A 23,541-nucleotide genomic window follows, 5' to 3' on the forward strand; every position below is an offset into this window, starting at 1 on the left:
TCAATTCGAAACAGGAGACACTCTTTTTATTTTGTGTGCAATGAAGAAGACATCGCCTCTTCAAACCGCGCCGTAATCTGTTGCGGCCGTGTGATGGCACCGCCGACGACGACAGCGTGTGTACCGAGGTCCATGCAGAGTTTTGCCATCTCTGGCGTCAAGATGTTGCCTTCGGCGACGACCGGTTGTGTGACGTGATCGAGCACGTCTTTCAAAAACTTGAAGTCGTCGTGGAAGAGGAGCGAGCCGTTCGTCTCGGCCGTATAGCCGTGGAGCGTCGTCGAGATGTAGTCGAAGCCGAGTCGATCCGCTTCGATACAATCCTCAAGCGTCGCACAGTCGGCCATGAGGAGTTGATTCGGATAAATCGAACGGATGGCGTGGACGAGTTCTTGCAGCGTCATGTTGCCGGGACGCAGGCGGTGTGTCGCATCGAGGGCGATGACGTCGACGCCGACCTCGGTCAGCTCCTCGACTTCTTTCATCGTCGCCGTGATGAATACGTCGCTGTCCGCATAGTCGCGTTTGACGATCCCGATGATCGGCACGTTCACTTGCTGTTTGATTTCACGGATGTCTTTCGCCGAGTTGGCACGGATGCCTTTGGCGCCGCCTTGGACGGCCGCGATGGCCATCCGGCCCATGATGAAATCGCTATGGAGCGGTTCATCCTCGAGTGCTTGGCACGAGACAATCAATCCGGTTGGTAAATCGGTCATGTTTAATCACTTCTTTCTTTAAGTCGGTCGAGCGCTTTCAGTGTTTTTAGATAATGCGCTTTTAAGTCTTCATTTGTTTCCATCAACGTCTTCGTCACCGCATCTGCTGTGAAGAGGAGCGGGAGCTGTGTGTTGATTAAGAACGCCTCGCCCGAAGCGCCGGCCGTCAGCAGTCGATGGTCGACGAGCTCGGCGAGCGGGGAGTGCTGATAGCCGACAAAGGCGATCGTCGTGCAGCCTGATTCTTTGGCGAGCTGGACGGCTTGGACGACCTCACGGCTCTCGCCGCTGTTCGAGAAGGCGATAATCAAGTCGTCTTTCGTCGCGATCGAGGCGTCCATGACCATGCTGTGGCTATCGAACGCCGTCGTGGCGAGCAGTCCCATCCGCCGCAAGCGATACTCCATCTCTTGGGCGACGAGACCGGCGTTACCGAGCCCGTATAAGTGGACCGAACGGCAACGTCGGATATGGTCGCAGATGGCGAGGAGTTCGTCTTGATCGATCAAATGGGCGGTCGTCTGAATCAATTCGATATACGACCGCTGCATCGGTTCGAGGGACGTCGCCGTCTGGGGCAAGTTCGTTTCCGTCAATGTCTTTTGCATCATGAGCTTCAGTGCCGAATAGCTACCGACCCCAATCGTTTTACAGAACCGGGTCACGGTCCCAGGTGACGTTTGGATGGCTTGCGCCAACTCGGTGATCGTCAACTCGATGGCGTCGTTCATATTTGTCATGAGGTAATCGGCAATCTTTTTCTCACTGTCCGTCATCTCTGGATAGACGTCTTTCATTTGTTCCCACACGGCTGTTCCCTCCAACACAATTCGTTATTCGCCCCGGCCTAACGCCTCTTGGACTTCATTCTTAATAATTGTAACAGAAGGACCGTAAATTACTTGAATCCCATTTCCTTTTTGCACGACCCCGTGGGCGCCCGTCGCCTTCAACAAATCCTCGCGGACGTGTTGGTGGTCGTTGACGGTGACGCGGAGGCGCGTCGCACAGCAGTCGACCGTATCGATGTTGGCATCTCCGCCGAGCGCGGCAATGATGGCTGTCGTGCGGTCTGATGCGTCGACGTCGGCTGCTTTCACAGCTGTCTCGTCTGAACGTCCCGGCGTCATGAAGTTGAACTTCGTGATGAGGAAGCGGAACGTCACGTAGTAGAGCAAGAACCAGAAGGCACCGATGACCGGTACGAGCATCCAGTTCGTCTTGTCATTTCCCTGTAAAATCCCGAATAAGATAAAGTCGATGAACCCACCTGAGAACGTTTGACCAATCGTGATCTCGAAGATGTGGGCCATCATGAAGGCGAGCCCGTCAAAGATGGCGTGGACCAAGTAGAGGACAGGCGCCACGAACAAGAAGGCGAACTCGAGCGGTTCGGTGATCCCCGTCAAGAATGACGTGAGAGCCGCCGAGAACAAGAGACCGAAGACGACTTTCTTCTGTTCCGGTTTCGCACAGTGATACATGGCGAGCGCGGCACCGAGCAGACCGAACATCATCGTGATGAAGCGACCTGACATGAAGCGGGCCGTGCCTTCATAGAACTGCGTCGTGCTCGGGTCGGCGAGCTGGGCGAAGAAGATTTTCTGCGTCCCTTCAATCAACGTCCCGTCGATGACCATTGAGCCCCCGAGGCCGGTCGTCCAAAACGGGATGTAGAAGATGTGGTGCAACCCGAACGGTCCGAGCATCCGGAGCACGAAGCCGTAGATGAATGTCCCGATGTAACCGGTCTTGTCGACGAGTCCGCCGAGCGAGAAGATACCGCTTTGGACCGTCGGCCAGATGAAGTAGAGCCCAATTCCGACCCCGATGGCGACGAACGACGTGATGATCGGCACGAAGCGCGATCCACTGAAGAAGCCGAGGAACTGCGGCAGCACTTGCTTGTTGTAACGGTTATGCAAGAGCGCCGTCACGATCCCGATTAAAATCCCGCCGAAGACTCCGGTCTCGAGCGTTTGAATCCCGAGCGCCATCCCTTGGCCGGCACTGGCGAGATCCGTCTCCATCAACTCACCCGTGATTTGAAGCATGGCGTTGATGGTGGCGTTCATGATCAAATAGCCGAGCATGGCGGCGAGTCCGGCCGTCCCTTTATCCGACTTGGCGAGCCCTACCGCGACCCCGATCGCGAACAGAACAGCCAAGTTGGCGAAGACGATCGACCCGGCAGCGGCCATGATGGTGAACAAATGCTGGAGCCAGGTGATGTCGAGGAATGGATACGCCTGGACCGTGTTCGGGTTCGAGAGCGCACCTCCGATCCCGAGTAATAGTCCCGCAGCAGGTAAGACTGCGATGGGCAACATAAATGATTTCCCGAATTGTTGTGCCCGTTCGAATAGACGTGACATGAGATAAATCCCCCTTAAAATTATTTTCACCTGAATCATAATATGAAAAATATTTTTATGCAAGCGTTTACGGTGAAAATCTTTTTAACAAAAAACGAACCAGTCAACGGGACCGGTTCGATTCGCATGCTTATGTGGTTTTGACGGTAGGCGTCACTTTTTCGCCGTTCGTCGCGATGACTTGCTTATACCAATCAAAGCTCTTCTTCTTCGAGCGGGTGAGGGAGCCGTTACCCTCATTGTCCTTGTCGACGTAGATGAAGCCGTACCGTTTTTTCATCTCGCCGGTCGAGGCACTGACCAAGTCGATCGGACCCCAACTCGTATAGCCGAGAATCTCGACGCCGTCCTTGATGGCCTCATGCATCTGTTCGATATGTTTCGCCATATAGTCGATGCGGTAATCGTCCTCGACGTATCCGTTCGCGTCCGGCGTATCGACGGCACCGAGTCCGTTCTCGACGACAAACAGAGGTTTCTGGTAGCGGTCGTACAGTTGGTTCGCCGTGATGCGGAAGCCGGTCGGGTCAATCGTCCAACCCCATTCCGACTTCTCGAGGAACGGGTTCTCGAGTGAGCTGAAAATGTTGCCTTCGGTCGATGCGTTGATTTCCGGGTCCGTGCTCGTCGTCCGGCTCGCATAATAGCTGAAGCCGATATAGTCGACCGTATGCTGTTTCAACAACTCGAGGTCGCCGTCTTCCATTTGGAGCGTGATGCCGTTTTCGTCGAGGAAACGTTTGGCATAGCCCGGGTACTCGCCGCGCGACTGGACATCGATGAAAAAGAACGATTCACGGTCCTTGTCCATCGCGTCCAAGACGTCGTCCGGGTTGCACGAGTAGGCGTATGTCTGACCGGCCGCGAGCATGCAGCCGACTTGCATGTCAGGATTGATGGTGTGCGCCGCCTTGACCGCTTTCGCACTCGCGACGAGCTGATGATGGGCCGCCTGGTATTTCACTTGCTGCTTGTCCTCCCCGTCTTCGAAGACGAGACCGGCGCCGATGAACGGCAAGTGGAGCAACATATTGATCTCGTTGAACGTCATCCAATACTTCACCTTGCCGTTATAGCGGGTGAACAGCGTCGTCGCGTACGTCTCGAAGAAATCGACGACACGGCGGTCACGCCAACTGCCGTAGTTTTGGATGAGGCTGACCGGCACGTCGAAGTGGGCAATCGTGACGACCGGCTCGATGCCGTGCTTCAACAGCTTGTCGAAGACGTCGTCATAAAATTGTAGACCGGCCTCGTTCGGCTCGGCGTCGTCACCGTTCGGGAAGATGCGGGCCCATGAGATTGACAGGCGGAGTGCCTTGAAGCCCATCTCGGCGAACAGAGCGATATCTTCTTTATAACGGTGATAGAAGTCGATTGCCTCGTGTGACGGATAAAACTCGCCCGGCACCGGCTCAAGTGACGGCAAGTCGCCGAACATGACGTCGAACCGCTTCTTGCCAGTCGGCAACAAGTCGACCGTCGTCAAGCCTTTGCCACCTTCTAAGTACGCACCTTCTGCTTGGTTCGCGGCGATGGCGCCGCCCCATAAAAATCCGTTTGGAAAACTCATTAAATCCATCCTTTCTCAGATAGAGGAGGGACGAGCCCTCCCACATTTATTCGTTGATGACAAACAAGGCTTCGCCTGAGCGAACGCTTGCGGCACGGCTCGGAGAAATCACTTTTCGGTTCGTGACGATGACCGGTGTCGTGAGGGCACGGCCAGAGCGTTTGATTGCGTCGAGGTCGAACTCAATCAACAGCTGTCCTTTCTCGACGAACTCGCCTTGCGTGACGTGTGCCTTGAAGTGTTTGCCTTCGAGTTGGACCGTGTCCATACCGATATGGATGAGCACCTCGGCTCCTGTCTCGGTCGTGATGCCGATGGCGTGATGTGTCGGGAAGAGGGCAGACACCGTACCCGAGACAGGAGCGACGAGCTTGCCTTCCGTCGGTTCGATGGCAACGCCTTGACCGAGCGAGCCCGATGAGAAGGCGACGTCCGAGATGTCTTTCAAGTTAACGACGTTCCCCGCGAGCGGGCTAAGGATTTGTTCTTGGCCGACTTTCGTGGCTGATACTTCTTGTGAGACCGGTGTGACTTCTGGTTGTGACGTTGCGGCGACCGCTTTATTGACGCCACCGAACAAGTACGTCAAGACGAAACCGACGACGAAGGCGACGGCCGTCCCGATGAGTGAGCCGTAGAAGCCGGTCGTGATGCCTTCCGGTGAGATGTTCGACGGGTAACCGAAGACGCCGAGACCACCGATGATATAAACTTGCGTGCCCATGACACCCATGATTCCACCACCGACGGCACCACCGATACAGCTCATGATGAACGGTTTTTTAAGTGGGAGCGTGACCCCATAAATGGCTGGCTCAGTGACACCGAAAATGCCTGAGATGAAGGCCGGAATCGAGAGCGTTTTGATTTTTTGATTTTTGATTCGGAGGAAGACTGCGAGTACGGCACCGATTTGCGCGAATGAGGCCGCGAAGACGAGTGCGAGTACAGGGTCAGCCCCGAGTGACGTTAAGTTGTTGATGGCGACCGGGACGAGTCCCCAGTGAAGGCCGAAGATGACGAATACTTGCCAGAGACCACCGAGGAAGATCCCGGCGATGAGTGGGCTCAAATTGTAGACAGCGACCGTGGCGCTACCGAGCAACATCCCAGCCCAAGTCGCGATCGGTCCGATCAAGATGAACGTGAGCGGGACGATGATGAGCAATGTCAATAACGGAACGATGAACATTTTGATGACGTCCGGGATGACCGTCTTCAAGAACTTCTCAAGCTTCGCTGCGAAGAACGCCGCGACGATGATTGGAATGACCGATGTCGAGTATGTCATCAAGATGACCGGCACACCGAGGAACGTGATATGAATCGGTGACTCGAACATCGTGCCGGCGAAGACGGTGTAGAGCGGATCACCGGCCGTGAGCGTCGACAGCGTCGGATAGACGAGCGCCGCCCCGATGGCCATCCCGATGAATGGACTGCCGCCGAACTTCTTAATGGCCGTATAGCCGAGGAAGATTGGGAAGAAGTAGAACAGCGAATCGCCGATGGCGTTCAACAGCTGATACGTGCCGGATGTGGCGTCGAGCCAACCGAGGGCGACGAAGAGGGCGTTGAACCCTTTGATCATCCCGGTCGCGGCCAAGACGCCGAGGACAGGGGTGAAGATGCTAGAGATGATATCGATGAACCGGCTGAACAATGATCCTTTCGGGCCTTCCTCTTCTTCAATCGGTGACTGGTTTTGGAAACCGCCGACTTCGACGACCGCTTTATACACGTCCGGGACGTGGTTGCCGATGACGACCTGGTATTGACCGCCGCTCTTCATGACGGTGACGACACCGTCCATATTTTTGATGGCTTCCGTGTTGGCCTTGCTTTCGTCTTTTAATTTGAAGCGCAAACGGGTGATACAGTGGACGACGCTGTTGACGTTCTCTTTGCCGCCGACTTGTTGGATAATGTCGCGTGCGAGCTGTTCATACTTCATGTCCATACCTTCCTTTTTCATTAGATTTTTGGTTTGCGTCAAATAAAAAACCTGACCCGTGTCAGAGGAGATACGTGAAATCACGTCTACCATCTGACTCGAGTCAGGTTATGCCCACTAAAGGTAACATTCCTGCGCAGGAGACCGTTCAGTTGTTATTTGATACTTGAAATGTAGCACGTGCCAAAACAAAATGTCAACGCTTACATTTAGGAATTTTCAGATTTCTTCAATCTGTCACAAGTGAGATTTTTTACTTCTATAGATGGGAATCATTTTGAATTGAAACCAACGTAGGGAAGGATTCGTACATACATTAACACTAACTAAAGGAGCTTTGACCATGAGACGTGAACAACATATCCGCCGCCTCGTCGATTACGCACGGCAAGGAAATGCAAAGACATTCATCATTGGGGCCGCTTCGGCCATCATCACGGGAACGCTCGTCCAGTACGTGTCTCAATACGAATTCGTCGTTCTCGGTATCGGATTTCTAGGCGTCATTCCGTTGGCCATTCGCGAATGGAAACTCGGCACGATTCGAGCCTCGTTCAACGACAATGCGACGTATCAGCGGCTCGTCCGGTTGCCGTTTTGGCTGACGTTAGGCGGATTGATTATGCTGTACGCGCTTCTCGGCTGGTACGATTCCGGCTCGCCGGGTCCGTCCTTTTTTATCTTGTTCGCAGTGCTCTGCATGGGGATGTTCGGTCTCCAGCGCGCCTTCGACCGGGTCATCTTGAAACTCGAGCCGGACTATATCACCGACCGCGAGCTCCATCGTGAGTTGAAATGAAAAAACGAGGTCACCCGGCGCGGGGTGGCCTCGTTTTTGCTTAAAGATAGCGTTCGTTCATGACCCGGCCTCGAATCGGTTTGGCCGGTGACCCGTAGGCGACGACGTGATTCGGGATGTCCTTGACGACCGTGGCCCCGGCGCCGATGACCGTGTCGTGCCCGATGTGGACGTTGTGGATGACCGTTGCGCTCATGCCGATGAACGTCCGGGTGCCGACATGGACGTTGCCACCGAGATGGGCGCCCGGGGCGACCGAGGCGAACGGTTCGAGCACACAGTCGTGATCGACCGATGTCATCGTGTTGACGATGCTGTGCGGGCCGATGACGGCGTTCGGATTGATGACGCTACCGGCCATGACGGCCGTCCCTTCACCTAGGGTGACGTTCTTGCCGATGACGGCGCTCGGGTGGATGGCGTTGATGAACTCGAAGTCCGAGTTGTTCTGTAAGATTTTCTCGGCTATCTGCTCACGATTATGATTCACTCCGACTCCGATAATCCCCTTGTTTGCCACAAGCTTAGAATCAATCAATCCTAACACCGGATATCCGGCGATGAACTTGCCTAGCATACTGGGGCTGTCATCATAAATTCCTGCAATCCGATAGACACCCATCAATTCGAGAATATCGATAAGCACTTGTGCATGACCGCCCGCACCAAATATCACAATCCATTCCATAATTGGTCACCCCTTTTGCCGAAAACTGTCGAAAATATGGTTCTGTACGTTAGTTATTTCCGATTCGCCATATTTAAAACAAAATCAGAAAGAAGTTACGAGCATAGTTTGATGTCAAAGCATATTCCTCATAAGTGTCCCATGCAGGTATGGCGAGGCAGACGATAAATAAATAACATTATATGAAAGGTTTGGATTGCAAAAGCATTATCCGGATTTCCGTTTTGTTGTTTTTCGGACGGGCTAATTCCCTAAAGTAATCAATTGATGAGAGGAGTGCTCGCCATGTCTTTAAAACTGATGTATATCACGAATGAACCGAACATTGCCCTGCTCGCTGAACAGAACGGGGTCGATTGGGTGTTCGTCGACTTAGAACTAAACGGAAAAGAAGAACGCCAAGGTCATCTCGATACGGTCATTTCACGCCATGCCATCCGTGACGTGAGCCGCCTGCGTGCGGTGTTGAAACATGCCGAGCTGCTCGTCCGCGTCAATCCGATTTTCCAAGGTTCACGTTATGAGATTAATGAAGTCATCAATCGCGGGGCCGATGTCGTCATGCTTCCTTACTATAAGACGGCCGCCGAAGTGGCGGCGTTTATCGATTTCGTCGACAAACGGGCCGAAGTCTGTCTGCTATGTGAAACGAAAGAGGCTATCGCCTGTATGCCGGACGTGCTCAAACTATCGGGCATCGACTACGTCCATATCGGATTGAACGACCTGCATCTCAGTTACGGGCAGAGCTTCCTGTTCGAACCACTCGCCGATGGTACGGTCGAAGCGGTGACACATCAACTCCAAGCGGCCGGAATCCCGTTCGGTTTTGGCGGCGTCGCTCGAATCGGAGAAGGTAAGCTTCCGGCTGAAAAAGTGCTCGGGGAGCATGTCCGACTCGGTTCGTCACTCGCGATTTTATCGCGCAGTTTTTGTAATATCGGATCGGTCGGGAAATTTGATGCGAAACAGGCACAACTATTCCAAGAAGGGGTATGGAGAATTAGAGCGTACGAGCAACAGCTCGAACACGCGACACCGGAGTGGTTGGAATTGAATCGGTTGAGTCTCGTCTCGACCGTCGATGCCATCACGGCGGAAATCCAAAATCGGAAAGGAATCTTGTCATGAATTTGCTATCGACAGGAGTGCGGTTGACTCCTGAACAACTCGCGACACTCGAACGACTTGGCTATACGGTGACGATGCTTCGGGAAGAGGCGGACGTGTCGGACATCGATGTCTCACAGGTCGAGGGTTTGATTTGTAACAATGTGTTCCAATATCGCCAATGTGCGGATTTCAAACGGCTGCGGTTCGTTCAAGCGATCAGCGCAGGACTCGACCGTTTGCCGCTCGACGAACTCGAGGAACGAGACATCCGTATCTACAACGCCGGCGACACGTACGCCGTACCGATGGCCGAATGGGTCGTTTGGCAGTTGCTCGATTTCATGAAGCACGGGGCCGCGTTTCGGGAGAAACAGGCGAACCGGCATTGGGAAAAGGAACGGCGCTTGCGTGAGCTGACCGGGAAGACCGTGGCGCTACTTGGTCTTGGCCATGTTGGGGAAGCGATTGCGACACGGCTCCGGGCGTTCGATATGACCCTCATCGGCGTCGGGCATCGGGAGAAGCACGTGCCGTTCGTCGACCGTTACGTGTTGATGGATGAGCTGCACGACGTTTTGGCGGAGAGTGACGTCATCGTCATCGCCTTACCGCTCACCGACGATACGTATCATGTCATCGACGCGGAAGCGATTGCGTCCATGAAAGAGGATGCCGTCCTGTTGAACGTCGCGCGCGGGTCGATTATCGACGAGTCGGCGCTCATCGCGGCGCTCGAGGAAGGCAAGTTCTTCGGGGTCGCCTTGGACGTCTTCGAGACCGAGCCGCTCCCGTCGGATCATGCGCTCTATAACTTCGAATGGGTGACGCTCACCCCGCACAATTCGTACGTGTCGGACCGGGTGAACGAGCGGCTGTTCGAGAACATAATCCGAAACTTGCGGCAAGAACAACTTCACTGACATGCGAAGCTGACCAAAGGTCGGCTTTTTTCATTTTTTATACTTCACGAAAAGATTATCCACGACTCATTCTGTTTGTCAGTTACCAGAAAGGGCTTACGGGAACAACGAGGATAGAATCATAGCCTTCCACTCACATCATGAAACGACAACCTAGAAGGAGTGACCCACATGCCAAGTCTTACCCCGCTCGTCAGTTTGGTTGTGCCCATCTATAACACAAGCGTCTACTTGAGACAGTGTCTGGATAGCCTTATTCACCAAACGTATCCACACCTCGACATTATTTGTATCGATGATGGCAGTACGGATCGTAGTCTTGAAATCGCCTTGAGCTACGACAAAGACCCACGTGTACGTGTCATCAGTCAGACGAATCGTGGATGCTCCTCTTGCCGTAATCGTGGCCTACAATTGGCATCGGGCGAGTACATCATGTTCATCGACAGTGACGATTGGCTCGATTTAGATGCGATTCGATTAATGGTCGAGCACGCGGAAGCTGAACGTGCCGACGCGGTCATGGGGACGTACGTCCGCGAATACACAGACCGTTCCCTCCCTAAACGAATCTTTGAAGCGGATTATTTGTCGTATGACGCAGTGCAGACGAGACGCTATGTTCACCGCCGTTTATTCGGACTCGTCGGTGACGAGCTCGCGCACCCGGAAACGGTAGATGCGCTCAATTCAAATTGCATCACACTCTATCACCGGGACCTCATCAAACATTTGTCATTCGGCGGTCCATACGGGACATTCATCGATTTATATTTTCAAATCCAAGCGTTGGAGCATTGCCAGCGATTCATTTACATCGACTATCCGGTCTATCATTACCGAAAAACCAATGCCGCATCGGAGACGAGTGTGTATAACAAAAACCTCATCTCCTCGCGCCTGCAGTTCTTTCATATTTTGATGCGCTACATCGAGACGCATCAGCTCGGAGAGGAGTACAATCACGCCCTCTATAATCGAATCGCCCTCAGCATGATTGGCATCGGCTTGAACGAGCTCGCGGCACCGAAGTCACTCTTCGCCCAGGCCGAGTCGCTGAAACAAGTGCTCCGGCAAGAAGAGTATAAGCGCGCCTATTCGCAGATGGACATGCATCATTTCGATGTGAAATGGCGGACGTTCTTCCAGCTTTGTAAACACGAACAGACCGTGCCGCTCGTCTTGATGTTGCGTGGCGTCGATTATCTTCGGAAACGTGTATGAGGAGGGAAGAACGATGAAACGAGTGCTCATGGTCGCCTCGGTCGTCTCAATGATTGAGAGCTTCAACCGCGACAATATCCGTATGCTTCAAGAGATGGGCTATCAAGTCGACGTCGCCACGAACTTCGAGTGGGGTAGCATGTATTCGCCTGAGAAGATTGCCCGCATCAAGCAGGACCTAGAGGCGAATGGCGTCACGCTGTTCCAAATCGATTTCGAGCGTGACATCAAGCGGATGAACAGCCACGTCCGTGCCTATCAACAATTGAAAGCCGTCATGACGGCAAACCGCTATCACTTCGTCCACTGTCACTCGCCAATCGGCGGGGTCGTCGGTCGGCTCGTCGCCCGCCAGACGCACACGCCGTGCATGTATACGGCGCACGGCTTCCATTTCTTCAAAGGCAGCCCGTCGCTCAATTGGATGCTGTATTATCCGGTCGAGCGGACGCTCGCCCGAATGACCGATACGATTGTCACCATCAACGAGGAAGATTTCTCGCGGGCGCAGACGTTCAAGACGTCACACACGTTTCGCATCCCCGGCATCGGCGTCGACACGAAACGGATCGAGGCGGTCACAATCGACCGTCCGCTGAAACGTCGTGGACTCGGCATCGACAGTGACACCGATTTCGTCTTGTTGTCGGTCGGCGAGTTGAATGAGAATAAGAACCACGAAACGATTATCCGCGCCATCGCCTCGCTCAAAGAACCGACGCTCCGCTATTTGATTGCCGGGACGGGTGACAACAAGGACCACCTCGAGCGGCTCATCCAGGAGCTCGGGCTCGAGCGGCAAGTGACCTTGCTCGGTTTCCGCGATGACGTCATCGAAGTGATGAAGGCGGCGGACTGCTTCGTCTTCCCGTCGAAACGGGAAGGGCTCGGCATGGCCGCGCTCGAGGCGATGGCGGCCGGACTCCCGCTCATCACGTCGAACGTGCACGGCATCAACGACTATTCGATCGACGGTGTGACCGGCTACAAATGTTCGCCGGAAGACATGGCCGGATTCGCCCAGGCCATCCGGACGATGCAGCTCGATTTCGACTTGTCTCACCAGATGGGGCTCCATAACAGCGAGTCGGTCAAGGCGTTCGACGTCGACCGCTCGAAGACGGAGATGCGACGCATCTATTCTCAATTCCTTCAAGATAAGCCGACGTGATAGTTCATGAAAAGATGGTAGACATTTCTTTTCGATTTGCAGAGAACGTCGGGTAAGAAGTAAAGACATAGAACGATCTCATCATCTCGATTAGATTATGGTATAGGCAACTTTGTCTGAAGGAGGGCTTACGTGTGAAAAGTCAAACGATGTTACTCTCAGAAATATTTGGAGTCCTAAAGAAAAACTTTTTACTTCTCGTGTTGATGATGCTCATTGGAGGAGGGGCAGCCTATTATTTAAGTCAGTATGTGATTGCACCGACTTATGAGGCTTCGACACAAGTATTGATTGTACCTAAAGAAGAAGCCGGTACGAACGTGATTGACAGTGCCCAAGTATCTTCTTCACTATCGCTCGTAAACACGTACCGCGTCATCATGCGCAGTCCAGCCATCTTGAACGAAGTACAAGAAAGAGTGCCTGAAGCACCGACAGACATCAGTGAGATTCTTTTAGTAGAAAGTGAAGAGGACTCGCAAGTCATCAACATCGTCGTCCAATACGTTGATCCCGTCGTGGCAACTGAAATTGCAAATGTCATCACGCGCGTATTCGCGAGTGAGATTCCAGATTTAATGAACATCGACAACGTTCGCATCTTATCAGAGGCTGTCATACCAGGAGAACCGATTGCGCCTAACCTCGTTATGAACACCGCGATGGGTCTACTTGCTGGTTTCGTGATCGGAGGAGCGCTCGCTCTCATTCGCCATGCGTTTGATAAACGGATTCACGATGAGCGTGAGGCAGAACTGATTTTGTCCATGCCAGTGATTGGTTCAATTCCGGTCATTGAAAAACGGGATATGAATCCCAAAGCGGTGAAGGCAAAAGCTGAAGCTGCCAAAGAACCGAAAGGAGATGACCCACATGTTCCACCTGTCAAAGAGACAAGACAAACATCGTGATTCTGGGCGTAGCCTCATCACATTGGCAAATCCTAAATCCCCGATCGCCGAACAATATCGAACGATTCGGACCAACCTACAGTTCACGGCACTTGGTGCGACGTTACAGACGATTGTTGTCACGTCGGCGTCGCCAGGTGAAGGGAAATCAACGACGGCTTCGAACTTGGCCATCGTCTATGCGCAGCTCGGAAAACGGGTGTTGCTCATGGACTGTGATATGCGGAAGCCGACGGTCCACTTCACATTCCAACTAGCGGGGCAAACCGGTATGTCTACCGTCCTCGCTAAACGGACATCGTTTGAGCGTGCGGTTCAAATGACGAAAGTGCCAAAACTTCATTTACTGGCAGCGGGACCGATTCCGCCGAACCCATCTGAGTTATTGGCTTCTCCAATGATGAAGCAACTATTGGATGAGGTGAAGGAAAAGTACGACTTGGTTATCTTGGACGCTCCTCCACTCATGCACGTGGCGGACAGTCGACTGTTGGCAAGTGAGACCGATGGAACCATTCTCGTCGTAGGTTGTGACAATTCAAACCGCGACCTCGTCTTAAAGGCGAAAGAACAGCTCGTCTTGTCTGGTGCTCACATGCTTGGAATCGTTATGAACAAGCGGGAACGAGGCGGCAAGGACGCCTATTACGCCTATACGTACGAGTAAGGAGGGAGGGAGAACCATGCGGATTTTACACATCAATGCCATTCATGAAGAAAAAAGCACGGGACGGATTTGTAAAGAGATTTCGTCCGTAGCGGTGGCCCATGGGCATGAGAGTGTCGTCGCTTATGCGACAGGTCCAGATACGGGAAGTGGGTTCCGCATCGGTTCATCCTTCGATCAAAAACGACATGCGCTCTTGTCTCGTTTGAGTGGGAAACAAGGCTATTTCTCAAAAGGGGCGACGGCAGAACTCATCGATTATATCGAATCGTACAAGCCTGACGTCGTGCATTTGCACAACCTCCACGGCAATTATATCCATCTCGAGACATTGTTTAATTGGCTCAGTCATACTGACACGCCGACAGTACTGACGCTACATGATTGTTGGTTTTACACCGGGAAGTGCACGCATTATACGCGAAGCGGTTGTGAGCGTTGGCGAGATGGATGCGGGAGCTGTCCTAGACTTGCGCTTGATAATCCAAGTTGGGGTCTTGATCGGACTGCTGAAATGTGGAAAGACAAAAAACGATGGTTCGAAAACATCTCGCGATTAGCCGTCATCGGCGTCTCGGATTGGATCACGATTGAAGCACGATTTTCATTTCTCGGGAATGCAAAGATGATTCGGCGGATTTATAACTGGGTCGACCTCGATATTTTCTACCCCCGGGACACATCAAGGTTACGTTCGGCGCTTGGGTTAGAGAACCGTTTCGTTCTACTAGGCGTCGCTAGCTCATGGGACGACTCGAAAGGGCTATCTGACTTTTTGCAGGTGGCACAGGCATTGCCAGAAGCACAATTGTTGCTCGTCGGCGACCTTCCCGACATCACGTTACCTGTGAATGTGATTCATATTCCTTCAACGAATCGTATCGAGGAGTTGGCTGACTATTATGCGCTCGCAGATGTGTTCCTCAACTTATCGGTCGAAGAATCATTCGGGAAAGTGACCGCGGAAGCGATGGCCTCAGGAACGCCGGTCGTTGTGCTCGATGCGACAGCTAACCCAGAACTAGTTCCTCCTGAATGTGGTGAAGTCATACAGCCGCAACGGTTAGAGGCCGTTATAGCTGCCATCGAAAAAATGAAACGACTCGGAAAGGAACACTACACGGATTCTTGTGTCGAGCACGCACGTACCTCATTTTCAATGGAAGAGCGAGTGACGGATTATTTGGAAGTATATGAAAGCTTGGTCCACGAAAAAAGGAGGAATCCACAATGGAACGTCCACTCGTCTCGATTGTCATCCCCGTCTACAATGGAGCGGACTATTTGAAGGAAACGATTGAAAGTGCCCTCGCTCAAACGTATGAGCGTGTGGAAGTGATTGTAGTCAACGACGGATCGACAGATGGTGGGGCGACAGCGGCGATTGCCCGTAGCTTTGGAGACCAAATTCGATATTATGAAAAATCAAATGGCGGAGTATCGACCGCACTAAATCTTGGTATCGAGAACATGCGCGGTGAGTGGTTCTCTTGGTTAAGTCATGATGATCTTTATGAACCGGACAAGGTGAACAATCAAGTCCAAGAACTACAGAAACTTGGTGATCAAGCTCAGAACTATATATTGTCTTGTGGTACGAAACTGATTAATGAAACAGGGGATCCCATCCATCGTCCAAGAAGACAGTTGAAAGGGTTGTACACGGATGAGGCCATGTTTGATTACCTTTTACTCAAAGCTTGTTTGAGCGGCTGCGCGTTACTTATTCCCAAACAAGCATTCGAACAAGTGGGAGGATTCCCAACAACGTATCGATATATTCAAGACTGGGTGTGTTGGGTTGATATGGCTTTAGCAGGGTATCAATTCAAATTGACAACGACTCCACACTCGAAGACACGCATTCATGAAAAACAACAGACCAAAAAAATTGCTGACCTCGCGCCAATCGAGACGGCTCGCTTTTTCGAACAGTTGTTAGTACGACTTGATGCCCAAAATAGTGTTACCACGCCTCAGATTAAAACGGTATTTAAAGCGGTGTACCGCTCGACTGAACCTGAAGTGAGAGAGGATTTATTAAAACGTTTTGCTGGAAACCGTCATTTAAGTGAATTCGAACAAAAGAAATTGCAAACGTCTTCGTTCATCTATCATCGCGTGTTGATGCTCTATAGAGGAATGATGAACCTTCGTTATCGATAAGCAGAACAGGAGGAGGTCATATGTGGATCTATTTGATTAATATGTTGCTTCTGATTGCATGGGCGGCGCTCCTCCTGCGTGATGATGGCATCAAGCACGGAAAGTTGCTGTTTGTGACGATTGCGACGTGCCAGTGGATTCTTTTGTCAGGGTTTCGACACTTCAGTGTAGGTGCCGATACAATGCAATACAAATGGATGTTTGATGAGACGAAAGGCATATCGTGGGAGCGGCTAGGTGACAATTTTGTCAGCATTCTCTTTGGCGCCGCTGACGGAAGAGATCCAGGTTATTACTTATTGCAAAAAACAATTCAACTGGCGACAGAAAATTATCAATGGTATCTCTTGACGGTTGCGCTCCTGTTCTTGATTCCGTTTGGGATTTGGATTTATCGGAACTCGAGCGAACCGTTACTCAGTTTTCTAATCTTTTCAACACTGTTTTACGCGTTCTTTGCCATTACTGGTATCCGCCAAACGATTGCAACGGCCATTGCCGTTTTGATCGGCTACTACTTTATTCAAACGAGACGATTTTGGCCATTTCTCGGTGTCGTGTTGCTGGCAGCGACGATTCATCAATCCGCACTCGTCTTCCTTCCGTTTTATTTCTTGGCCACGAAGACGATCACATCACGTTATCTGTTGTTCATGGGTGCGCTGATCCCGTTCCTGTTCGTTTTTCGGGTTCCACTCTTCGAGTTCTTCCGTACCATTAGCGGTTATGACGAGTATGACTACTATACGGGCGCAGGCACGTTCAATTTCTCCATGATTTTGATTTTAATCACGATTGTCTCACTTTGGCGTCGTGAACAAATGATTGCGGTCAATCCGAACGTAACGCACTACTTAAATGCGTTACTGTTGGCGCTTTGCTTCCTACCATTAACGTTCATCAATCCTTCGATGATGCGAATTGTCCAGTACTTTTCAATCTTCGTCATGCTACTGATTCCTGAGCTACTCCGTTCATTCGAGCGTCGAGAGCGTTTATTCGTCTATTACGTTGCCATCACGATGCTGCTGCTCTTATTTGTCCGCAATGAACCGCTTTATATGTTCTTTTGGCAACAAAAGTAAGAGGAGGGGAATCTGGTGACGACGAAAGTGGAATTTGATGAACAAAAAAGCTCTCGGCAAATCAAGATTGGTGTGCTTATGTCTTACGTCGCCATCGGATTCAATATCCTGGCGGGTCTGTTTTACACCCCGTGGATGATCGCCGAGATTGGGAAGGCGAACTACGGGCTCTACATGTTGTCGCTGTCGCTCGTCAGCATCTTCGCCATGGATTTCGGGCTAGAGGCGGCTGTGTCACGGTTCCTGTCAAAATACCACGCCCTCGGGGATACAGAAGGGGCGTCTCGCTTTCTCGGTGTCGCGTTCAAACTGTTCATCGGCATCGCGCTATTGATTGGGGTCGTACTGATCGGTGTGTATATGATGATCGACACGATTTATGCGAGTTTATCTGCTTCAGAAATCGAGACGCTTCAAGTCCTGTACGTCATGGTAGGTTTTTACATCGTCGTCTTGTTTCCGACCAAACCGTTCAACGGGATTTTTATCGCGAACGAACGATTCGTCGTCCTCAACTGGTTCAACTTGATTGAGAAGGTATCGACGGTCGTCTTGATGGTCGGTGCGCTCCTATTCGGATTTGGCTTATACGCGCTTGTCTTCGTTAATGCGCTCGTAGGTCTGTCGATTATTATCGGAAAAGGAATCTATCTCATGCGTAAAACAGAGACGGCGATTGATTTTTTGCATAACAGCCGTTCGATGTACCGAGACATCTTCACGTTCTCCTCATGGACGACCGTGATTGCCATCGCGCAGCGCTTCATTTTAAACATCACACCGACCATCCTCGGGGCTTTGGCGAGCAGTGCCTCCATCGCCTTGTTCTCGATTGGGATGGTGATTGAAGGCTACGTCTGGACCATCTCCTCGGCAATCGGTTCTCTATTCCTGCCGAAAGTCACGCGCATGACCACGTTTAATCGTCAGGCCGAACTCGACAATCTATTAATCCGCGTAGGGCGGATTCAATTATACATCGTCGGTTTGATTATCATCAGCTTTGCGACGATGGGCCGGGAGTTCATCGGACTTTGGGTCGGGCCAGACTTCTTTCCCTCTTATGTAGTGGCATTATTACTCATTCTGCCTGGCATCATCACATTGACGCAAGAAATCGCCTATACGACATTGATTGCGGTCAATCAAATCAAGTACCGGGCGTTCGCGTCGCTCATTGTCGCGACGGTCAGTGTGATCCTATCGCTTATCTTGTCACCGCATTATGGTGCGATTGGTGCTGCAAGCGCCATTTTAGTCGGCAACTTGGTCGGCACTGTGATTTTCATGAACATGGTGTATATTCGCGTATTAAAATTGAACATGTGGAGATTCTTCTACGAATGTCATGTGAAGCTTGCACCAGCCTTGATTTTTCTAGGGATTTCTGGCTTCTTGCTTCAACGATATCTGCCTGTCGATTCGCTCATGCACTTCCTCATTAAAGCTATTGTGCTCGGTCTCATCTACTTTATCTTTCTGTGGGTCTTCACGTTTCGGGATGACGAAAAAGAATTATTGCGTGGATTTGTCCGTCATGCAACGAAGGCATCCTGAGCAAGGGTGTCTTTTTTCATGAGATACAAACATTAGACATGTCATCTTTCAAAAAAATGATAAACATTTCTTTCCTATTCTCACAAAGAGTCGGGTAACACGATAGTATCAACGTCATTGCAATTGTTTCCAACTCAACTTTCCCATCACCTTTAGAAGCAACTGACATCATGACAAAGGAGAGGATTTGCAATGTTTAAAGACAAGACGTTATTGATCACTGGAGGCACAGGATCATTCGGAAACGCCGTCATGCAGCGTTTCCTGAAAACTGATATTAAAGAAATCCGTATCTTTTCACGAGATGAAAAGAAACAGGACGACATGCGCAAACTATATCATGACGACAAACTCAAGTTTTATATCGGTGATGTGCGTGATGTGAACAGTGTGCGCAACGCGATGTACGGTGTCGATTACGTGTTCCACGCGGCGGCGTTGAAACAAGTGCCTTCCTGTGAGTTCTTCCCTCTAGAGGCAGTGAAAACGAACGTGCTAGGAACAGACAACGTCTTGAACGCGGCCATCGAGCAACAAGTTCAAAAAGTCATTTGCCTGTCGACCGATAAGGCAGCTTATCCAATCAATGCGATGGGCATTTCCAAAGCGATGATGGAAAAGGTGTTCGTCGCCAAAGCGAAAGCTGTCGGACCGGACCAGACGTTGATTTGTGGCACACGTTACGGAAACGTCATGGCATCAAGGGGTTCTGTCATCCCGCTCTTCGTCGATCAAATCAAACGGGGCGAACCGTTGACCGTGACCGACCCGTTCATGACGCGGTTCTTGATGAGTCTCGAAGACGCGGTCGAACTCGTCGTCTTCGCCTTCCAAAATGCGCACGCGGGAGACATCATGGTCCAAAAGTCACCGGCATCGACAATTGGGGTATTGGCGCAAGCGTTGCTCGAACTGTTCCATGCGAATAACCCGATTAAAGTCATCGGCACAAGGCATGGCGAGAAGTCGTACGAGACGCTATTGACGCGAGAAGAGAACGTTGTCGCGGAAGACATGGGCGGATTCTACCGCGTCCCGGCCGATACGCGCGACTTGAACTACGATAAATACTTCAACGAGGGCAGCAAGCGGTTAACGGTCGAGGGCGAGTACAACTCGGCGAACACGGAACAGTTGAACGTCGAGCAAGTGAAGCAGCTCCTGTTGACGCTTCCTTACATCCAACAAGAGCTTGCGAGCTGGGTGAAAGTATCATGAAGATTCTCGTAACGGGAGCATCTGGATTCGTCGGCAAGAATCTGATCGCTGAATTGACCGCGCGGGGACACGACGTATATTCGTGCACGCGCGATACGTCAGAAGCCGAATTTCAACGGTTTTGCCGAACCGCCGAGTTCGTCTACCATTTGGCCGGTGTGAACCGCTCGGAGACGGAAGCCGACTTTGCGGAAGGGAACACCGGGGCGACTGAGCGCTTGGTCGCAGCACTGACCGCTCATGCCAATGACGCGCCGATCATGTTCGCCTCGTCGATTCAAGCGGCTCAGGACAATCCGTACGGACGGAGCAAACTCGCGGCGGAGCGTGTGCTGAGAGCCGAATATGAGACGACGGGACGCACCATCTATCTGTTCCGCTTCCCGAACTTATTCGGTAAGTGGGGTCGCCCGAATTATAACAGTTTCGTCGCGACGTTCTGCTATCGAGTCGCCCGCGACTTACCATTAGAAATCCATGACCCTACACGTACCGTGCAACTGGCATATATCGATGACGTGATCATGGATCTAGTCGAGTTACTCGATGCGGAACAACTAACGCCCGCTGTGTATGAGATGGACGTCGCGGTCCATGAACCGATTGAGCTCGGCCGAATCGCCGACTTGTTACAGACGTTCAAAGACAGTCGGCGGAGCCTAAACGTCCCGAAACTGGATGATTTGTTCACAAAACAGCTTTACAGCACGTACCTCAGCTACTTGCCTGTTGACTGCTTCGCTTATGACTTGAAGCTGAATGAAGATGTGCGTGGTTCCTTCACCGAATTCATTCGAACACCGGACCGGGGACAAGTGTCCATCAACGTGGCGAAGCCGGGAATCACGAAAGGGAACCATTGGCACCATACGAAAAACGAGAAGTTTCTCGTCGTCAGCGGCGAGGCGCTGATTCGCTTCCGGAAAGTCGGCACAGACGAAGTGCATACGTATCACGTCACGGGAGAGATGATGCGTGTGCTCGACATCCCGACCGGCTATACGCACAACATCGAGAATATCGGGACGACCGACCTGGTGACCGTCATGTGGGTGAATGAGGTCTACGACCCGAACCACCCGGACACATACTTCATGGAGGTGCAAGATGAAACGACTCAAAGTGATGACCATCGTCGGGACGCGTCCCGAAATCATACGCCTGTCGGCCGTCATTCATAAGCTCGAACATACGGAGGCCATCGAGCACGTCCTCGTGCATACGGGACAAAATTATGACTACGAATTGAATGAGGTGTTCTTCCAAGATTTCGGCTTGCGAAAACCGGACTACTTCCTCAATTCGGCGACGGGCAGTCCGATTGAAACGATTGGCAACATCCTCATCCAAGTCGACCCGGTGCTCGAGCTCGAACGTCCCGACGCGGTGTTGATCCTTGGCGACACGAACTCCTGTCTCGCGGCAATCGCGGCCAAACGACGGAAAATCCCGATTTTTCACATGGAGGCGGGCAATCGTTGTTTCGACCAGCGCGTTCCCGAGGAAATCAACCGAAAGATTGTCGACCATACGGCGGACGTCAATTTGACGTATAGCGATATCGCCCGCGAATACCTTCTCCGCGAAGGGCTGCCGGCGGAACGGATTATCAAGACGGGGAGCCCGATGTTCGAGGTGTTGATGTCCAAACGAGAGGCGATTGAACACTCAGATGTACTGGAGCGACTCGAATTGACCTCGGACGACTACTTCATCGTCTCAGCCCATCGTGAAGAGAACGTCAACTCCGACAAACACTTCTTGGCACTCGTCGACAGTTTGAACGCGATCGCGGCGCAATACGGACTTCCCGTCATCGTCAGTACACATCCGCGGACGATGAAGCGCATCGATGAATTGAACGTCTCGTTCCATCCATTGGTCCGGCTCCTCAAGCCGCTCGGATTTGTCGATTACAATCACCTGCAGCTGCACGCCAAGGCGGTGCTCAGCGATAGCGGGACGATCAGCGAAGAGTCTTCCATCCTCGGATTGCGAGGATTGAATATCCGCGAAACGCACGAGCGGCCGGAAGCGATGGAGGAAGGGGCCGTGTTGATGGTCGGTCTCGAGACAGAGCGAATCTTGCAAGGGTTGTCGGTCGTCATGGAACAGGAACGGCCTCGCATCGTCAGCGACTACAGTATGCCGAACGTCTCGGATAAAGTGGTGCGGATCTTGATCTCTTACACGGACTACATCCGACGCGAAGTGTGGAAAGGCACGACCGATCCCCGTCAAACCGTAAAGGAGGGTGAACGATGAAACAAAGACTCGTCTTTATCGGGAATATCGCTTCCCCTTACCAAGTGAAACTGTGCTACGCCTTAGAGGAATATTTCGATGCCGAGTTTTGGTTTTATGAGCATCTCGACCAAAATCGCCCGGACTGGTGGAAAATCCCACTCGGCGACAAGTGTCAGGTGCTGAAACATTCGAAATGGTTCCCGAAAATCGGCTACCTCTCCCTCGGCCTGATTCCAGAGTTGATTCGCTTCAAACCGGACGTCATACTGCTCGGGGGGTTCATGGCCGGCCATGCGGTCATCGTGAGGATCGCCAAACTGTTCGGCATCAAGACGGTCGTCATGAGCGAGCCGCTCCGGCCGCTGCAAAATGATGATGACCCGTCTGATAAACTGACGAATCCGGAAGACAATCCATACAAGACGAGACTGTTGCACTGGATGTTCAAGGACGCCGACCTATATTTCGGGATGGGGACGGTGGCGGTCGAGCAATTCAAGAATCAACTTGGCTTTGACGCTGAAAAAGTTGTGCATGCGACCTACGCCCAGGACATCGACGCCTACTTCGATCACGGCTTGAGACGCAAGCAACCAGGCGATACGTTCAAGCTGTTGTTCGCGAATCGACTCGTCGAACGCTATCAACCGCTGCTCGTGCTAGAGGCATACCGGAACTTATCGAAACGCTATTCCCTTGAGCTTTATTTGAACCATTCAGGTCAACAGCTCGAGGCGTGTAAAACCTACATCGCCGAGCACGACCTGAAAAACGTCCACTTCTTGAATGAGATTCGGGCGTGGGATGAGATGCCGAAAGTGTACGAGCAAGCGGACATCTTGATTTTGCCGGCGACGTATTCGAACGGGAACGGGACGATCATCGAAGCGAGAGCCTCGGGGATGGGCGTCGTCATCAGCCATCAAATCAATAACGTGTCCCATCATTCGGTAGACGGCAAAAACTGTTACATGTGTGACGTAACGGTCGAATCAATCGAACAAGGGATTGAACAGTACCTCGAACATCCGGAGCGTCTGATTGAACATGGCATGCTGTCACGGGAACTCGTCAAATTCCATCGAAATGACGTCACGGCCAAAGGGTACTATGATACGTTGCGCGCGAAACAAATCATCTCATAAAGGAGAACC

21 protein-coding genes are annotated in these 23,541 nt (G+C 51.8%); 15 read left to right on the plus strand and 6 right to left on the minus strand.

Annotation, left to right across the window (positions count from 1 at the left end; genetic code table 11):
- Positions 1 to 26 precede the first annotated feature (26 nt).
- The 5 genes from KNO58_RS01235 to KNO58_RS01255 all read right to left on the minus strand — a co-directional run bounded on the left by KNO58_RS01235 (position 27) and on the right by KNO58_RS01255 (position 6,621).
- On the minus strand, positions 27 to 719 hold the full coding sequence (locus KNO58_RS01235) for an N-acetylmannosamine-6-phosphate 2-epimerase (RefSeq protein ID WP_214751348.1): 693 nt from the start codon (positions 717 to 719) through the stop codon (positions 27 to 29).
- Between the two features lie 2 nt (positions 720 to 721).
- Positions 722 to 1,528 (minus strand): MurR/RpiR family transcriptional regulator, encoded by an 807-nt coding sequence (locus tag KNO58_RS01240; protein WP_024370726.1) that lies wholly within the window; start codon positions 1,526 to 1,528, stop codon positions 722 to 724.
- Positions 1,529 to 1,552: 24 nt separating this feature from the next.
- The gene (locus KNO58_RS01245; protein WP_214751350.1) at positions 1,553 to 3,094 is read right to left on the minus strand and encodes a maltose/glucose-specific PTS transporter subunit IIC; all 1,542 of its coding nucleotides are present in this window, start codon (positions 3,092 to 3,094) and stop codon (positions 1,553 to 1,555) included.
- Between the two features lie 130 nt (positions 3,095 to 3,224).
- On the minus strand, positions 3,225 to 4,676 hold the full coding sequence (locus KNO58_RS01250; protein WP_214751352.1) for a 6-phospho-beta-glucosidase: 1,452 nt from the start codon (positions 4,674 to 4,676) through the stop codon (positions 3,225 to 3,227).
- A gap of 37 nt (positions 4,677 to 4,713) precedes the next feature.
- Entirely contained in the window at positions 4,714 to 6,621 is a 1,908-nt protein-coding gene (locus tag KNO58_RS01255; protein WP_214751354.1) for a beta-glucoside-specific PTS transporter subunit IIABC, read from the minus strand.
- Between the two features lie 343 nt (positions 6,622 to 6,964).
- Between KNO58_RS01255 and KNO58_RS01260 the strand changes: the two genes are divergently transcribed.
- Positions 6,965 to 7,420 (plus strand): hypothetical protein, encoded by a 456-nt coding sequence (locus KNO58_RS01260; RefSeq protein WP_214751356.1) that lies wholly within the window; start codon positions 6,965 to 6,967, stop codon positions 7,418 to 7,420.
- A gap of 40 nt (positions 7,421 to 7,460) precedes the next feature.
- On the opposite strand, the gene KNO58_RS01265 is transcribed toward KNO58_RS01260, so the two are convergent.
- The gene (locus tag KNO58_RS01265; RefSeq protein WP_214751358.1) at positions 7,461 to 8,108 is read right to left on the minus strand and encodes an acetyltransferase; all 648 of its coding nucleotides are present in this window, start codon (positions 8,106 to 8,108) and stop codon (positions 7,461 to 7,463) included.
- A gap of 285 nt (positions 8,109 to 8,393) precedes the next feature.
- Here KNO58_RS01265 and KNO58_RS01270 point away from each other — a divergent pair, with 285 nt between their 5' ends.
- The 14 genes from KNO58_RS01270 (at position 8,394) to KNO58_RS01335 (ending at position 23,532) form a co-directional block, all read left to right on the plus strand.
- A complete protein-coding gene (locus KNO58_RS01270; protein WP_214751360.1) occupies positions 8,394 to 9,239 on the plus strand; it encodes an aldolase/citrate lyase family protein in 846 nt (281 codons plus the stop codon).
- Positions 9,236 to 10,141, plus strand: a complete 906-nt coding sequence (locus tag KNO58_RS01275; protein WP_214751362.1) for an NAD(P)-dependent oxidoreductase — start codon at positions 9,236 to 9,238, stop codon at positions 10,139 to 10,141. The genes KNO58_RS01270 and KNO58_RS01275 overlap by 4 nt, the downstream gene beginning before the upstream one ends.
- Before the next feature lie 171 nt (positions 10,142 to 10,312).
- Positions 10,313 to 11,365 (plus strand): glycosyltransferase family 2 protein, encoded by a 1,053-nt coding sequence (locus KNO58_RS01280; RefSeq protein ID WP_214751364.1) that lies wholly within the window; start codon positions 10,313 to 10,315, stop codon positions 11,363 to 11,365.
- A 13-nt stretch (positions 11,366 to 11,378) separates the two neighbouring features.
- On the plus strand, positions 11,379 to 12,536 hold the full coding sequence (locus KNO58_RS01285) for a glycosyltransferase family 4 protein (RefSeq protein ID WP_214751366.1): 1,158 nt from the start codon (positions 11,379 to 11,381) through the stop codon (positions 12,534 to 12,536).
- A 134-nt stretch (positions 12,537 to 12,670) separates the two neighbouring features.
- The gene (locus KNO58_RS01290; protein ID WP_214751368.1) at positions 12,671 to 13,447 is read left to right on the plus strand and encodes a YveK family protein; all 777 of its coding nucleotides are present in this window, start codon (positions 12,671 to 12,673) and stop codon (positions 13,445 to 13,447) included.
- Positions 13,410 to 14,114, plus strand: a complete 705-nt coding sequence (locus KNO58_RS01295) for a CpsD/CapB family tyrosine-protein kinase (RefSeq protein WP_021066340.1) — start codon at positions 13,410 to 13,412, stop codon at positions 14,112 to 14,114. Before KNO58_RS01290 ends, KNO58_RS01295 begins: the two co-directional genes overlap by 38 nt.
- A gap of 16 nt (positions 14,115 to 14,130) precedes the next feature.
- Entirely contained in the window at positions 14,131 to 15,402 is a 1,272-nt protein-coding gene (locus tag KNO58_RS01300) for a glycosyltransferase (RefSeq protein WP_214751370.1), read from the plus strand.
- The gene (locus KNO58_RS01305) at positions 15,345 to 16,280 is read left to right on the plus strand and encodes a glycosyltransferase family 2 protein (protein ID WP_214751372.1); all 936 of its coding nucleotides are present in this window, start codon (positions 15,345 to 15,347) and stop codon (positions 16,278 to 16,280) included. Before KNO58_RS01300 ends, KNO58_RS01305 begins: the two co-directional genes overlap by 58 nt.
- A 20-nt stretch (positions 16,281 to 16,300) precedes the next feature.
- Positions 16,301 to 17,365, plus strand: coding sequence for an EpsG family protein (locus tag KNO58_RS01310; RefSeq protein ID WP_214751374.1), 1,065 nt, complete (start codon positions 16,301 to 16,303; stop codon positions 17,363 to 17,365).
- A 15-nt stretch (positions 17,366 to 17,380) separates the two neighbouring features.
- On the plus strand, positions 17,381 to 18,922 hold the full coding sequence (locus tag KNO58_RS01315) for an oligosaccharide flippase family protein (RefSeq protein ID WP_214751376.1): 1,542 nt from the start codon (positions 17,381 to 17,383) through the stop codon (positions 18,920 to 18,922).
- A 192-nt stretch (positions 18,923 to 19,114) separates the two neighbouring features.
- Complete coding sequence (locus KNO58_RS01320; protein WP_214751378.1) at positions 19,115 to 20,140, plus strand: polysaccharide biosynthesis protein; 1,026 nt, start codon at positions 19,115 to 19,117, stop codon at positions 20,138 to 20,140.
- Entirely contained in the window at positions 20,137 to 21,321 is a 1,185-nt protein-coding gene (locus tag KNO58_RS01325) for a polysaccharide biosynthesis C-terminal domain-containing protein (RefSeq protein ID WP_214751380.1), read from the plus strand. The genes KNO58_RS01320 and KNO58_RS01325 overlap by 4 nt, the downstream gene beginning before the upstream one ends.
- Positions 21,248 to 22,405: a non-hydrolyzing UDP-N-acetylglucosamine 2-epimerase gene (gene wecB, locus KNO58_RS01330; protein ID WP_214751382.1), complete on the plus strand. Its 1,158-nt coding sequence runs from the start codon at positions 21,248 to 21,250 to the stop codon at positions 22,403 to 22,405. The genes KNO58_RS01325 and wecB overlap by 74 nt, the downstream gene beginning before the upstream one ends.
- On the plus strand, positions 22,402 to 23,532 hold the full coding sequence (locus KNO58_RS01335) for a glycosyltransferase family 4 protein (protein ID WP_214751384.1): 1,131 nt from the start codon (positions 22,402 to 22,404) through the stop codon (positions 23,530 to 23,532). The genes wecB and KNO58_RS01335 overlap by 4 nt, the downstream gene beginning before the upstream one ends.
- The last annotated feature ends 9 nt before the right edge of the window (positions 23,533 to 23,541 follow it).

It is taken from the genome of Exiguobacterium sp. J17977 (assembly GCF_018616375.1).
In the GTDB taxonomy this organism is placed as follows: domain Bacteria; phylum Bacillota; class Bacilli; order Exiguobacteriales; family Exiguobacteriaceae; genus Exiguobacterium; species Exiguobacterium mexicanum.

Excerpts from the sequence above, each read along its gene's own strand:
- KNO58_RS01235 (WP_214751348.1), bottom strand. The coding sequence starts at position 719 with ATGACCGATTTACCAACCGGATTGATTGTCTCGTGCCAAGCACTCGAG.
- KNO58_RS01245 (WP_214751350.1), bottom strand. The coding sequence starts at position 3,094 with ATGTCACGTCTATTCGAACGGGCACAACAATTCGGGAAATCATTTATG.
- KNO58_RS01250 (WP_214751352.1), bottom strand. The coding sequence starts at position 4,676 with ATGGATTTAATGAGTTTTCCAAACGGATTTTTATGGGGCGGCGCCATC.
- KNO58_RS01255 (WP_214751354.1), bottom strand. The coding sequence starts at position 6,621 with ATGAAGTATGAACAGCTCGCACGCGACATTATCCAACAAGTCGGCGGC.
- KNO58_RS01260 (WP_214751356.1), top strand. The coding sequence starts at position 6,965 with ATGAGACGTGAACAACATATCCGCCGCCTCGTCGATTACGCACGGCAA.
- KNO58_RS01265 (WP_214751358.1), bottom strand. The coding sequence starts at position 8,108 with ATGGAATGGATTGTGATATTTGGTGCGGGCGGTCATGCACAAGTGCTT.
- KNO58_RS01270 (WP_214751360.1), top strand. The coding sequence starts at position 8,394 with ATGTCTTTAAAACTGATGTATATCACGAATGAACCGAACATTGCCCTG.
- KNO58_RS01275 (WP_214751362.1), top strand. The coding sequence starts at position 9,236 with ATGAATTTGCTATCGACAGGAGTGCGGTTGACTCCTGAACAACTCGCG.
- KNO58_RS01280 (WP_214751364.1), top strand. The coding sequence starts at position 10,313 with ATGCCAAGTCTTACCCCGCTCGTCAGTTTGGTTGTGCCCATCTATAAC.
- KNO58_RS01285 (WP_214751366.1), top strand. The coding sequence starts at position 11,379 with ATGAAACGAGTGCTCATGGTCGCCTCGGTCGTCTCAATGATTGAGAGC.
- KNO58_RS01295 (WP_021066340.1), top strand. The coding sequence starts at position 13,410 with ATGTTCCACCTGTCAAAGAGACAAGACAAACATCGTGATTCTGGGCGT.
- KNO58_RS01300 (WP_214751370.1), top strand. The coding sequence starts at position 14,131 with ATGCGGATTTTACACATCAATGCCATTCATGAAGAAAAAAGCACGGGA.
- KNO58_RS01305 (WP_214751372.1), top strand. The coding sequence starts at position 15,345 with ATGGAACGTCCACTCGTCTCGATTGTCATCCCCGTCTACAATGGAGCG.
- KNO58_RS01310 (WP_214751374.1), top strand. The coding sequence starts at position 16,301 with ATGTGGATCTATTTGATTAATATGTTGCTTCTGATTGCATGGGCGGCG.
- KNO58_RS01320 (WP_214751378.1), top strand. The coding sequence starts at position 19,115 with ATGTTTAAAGACAAGACGTTATTGATCACTGGAGGCACAGGATCATTC.
- KNO58_RS01325 (WP_214751380.1), top strand. The coding sequence starts at position 20,137 with ATGAAGATTCTCGTAACGGGAGCATCTGGATTCGTCGGCAAGAATCTG.
- wecB (WP_214751382.1), top strand. The coding sequence starts at position 21,248 with ATGAAACGACTCAAAGTGATGACCATCGTCGGGACGCGTCCCGAAATC.
- KNO58_RS01335 (WP_214751384.1), top strand. The coding sequence starts at position 22,402 with ATGAAACAAAGACTCGTCTTTATCGGGAATATCGCTTCCCCTTACCAA.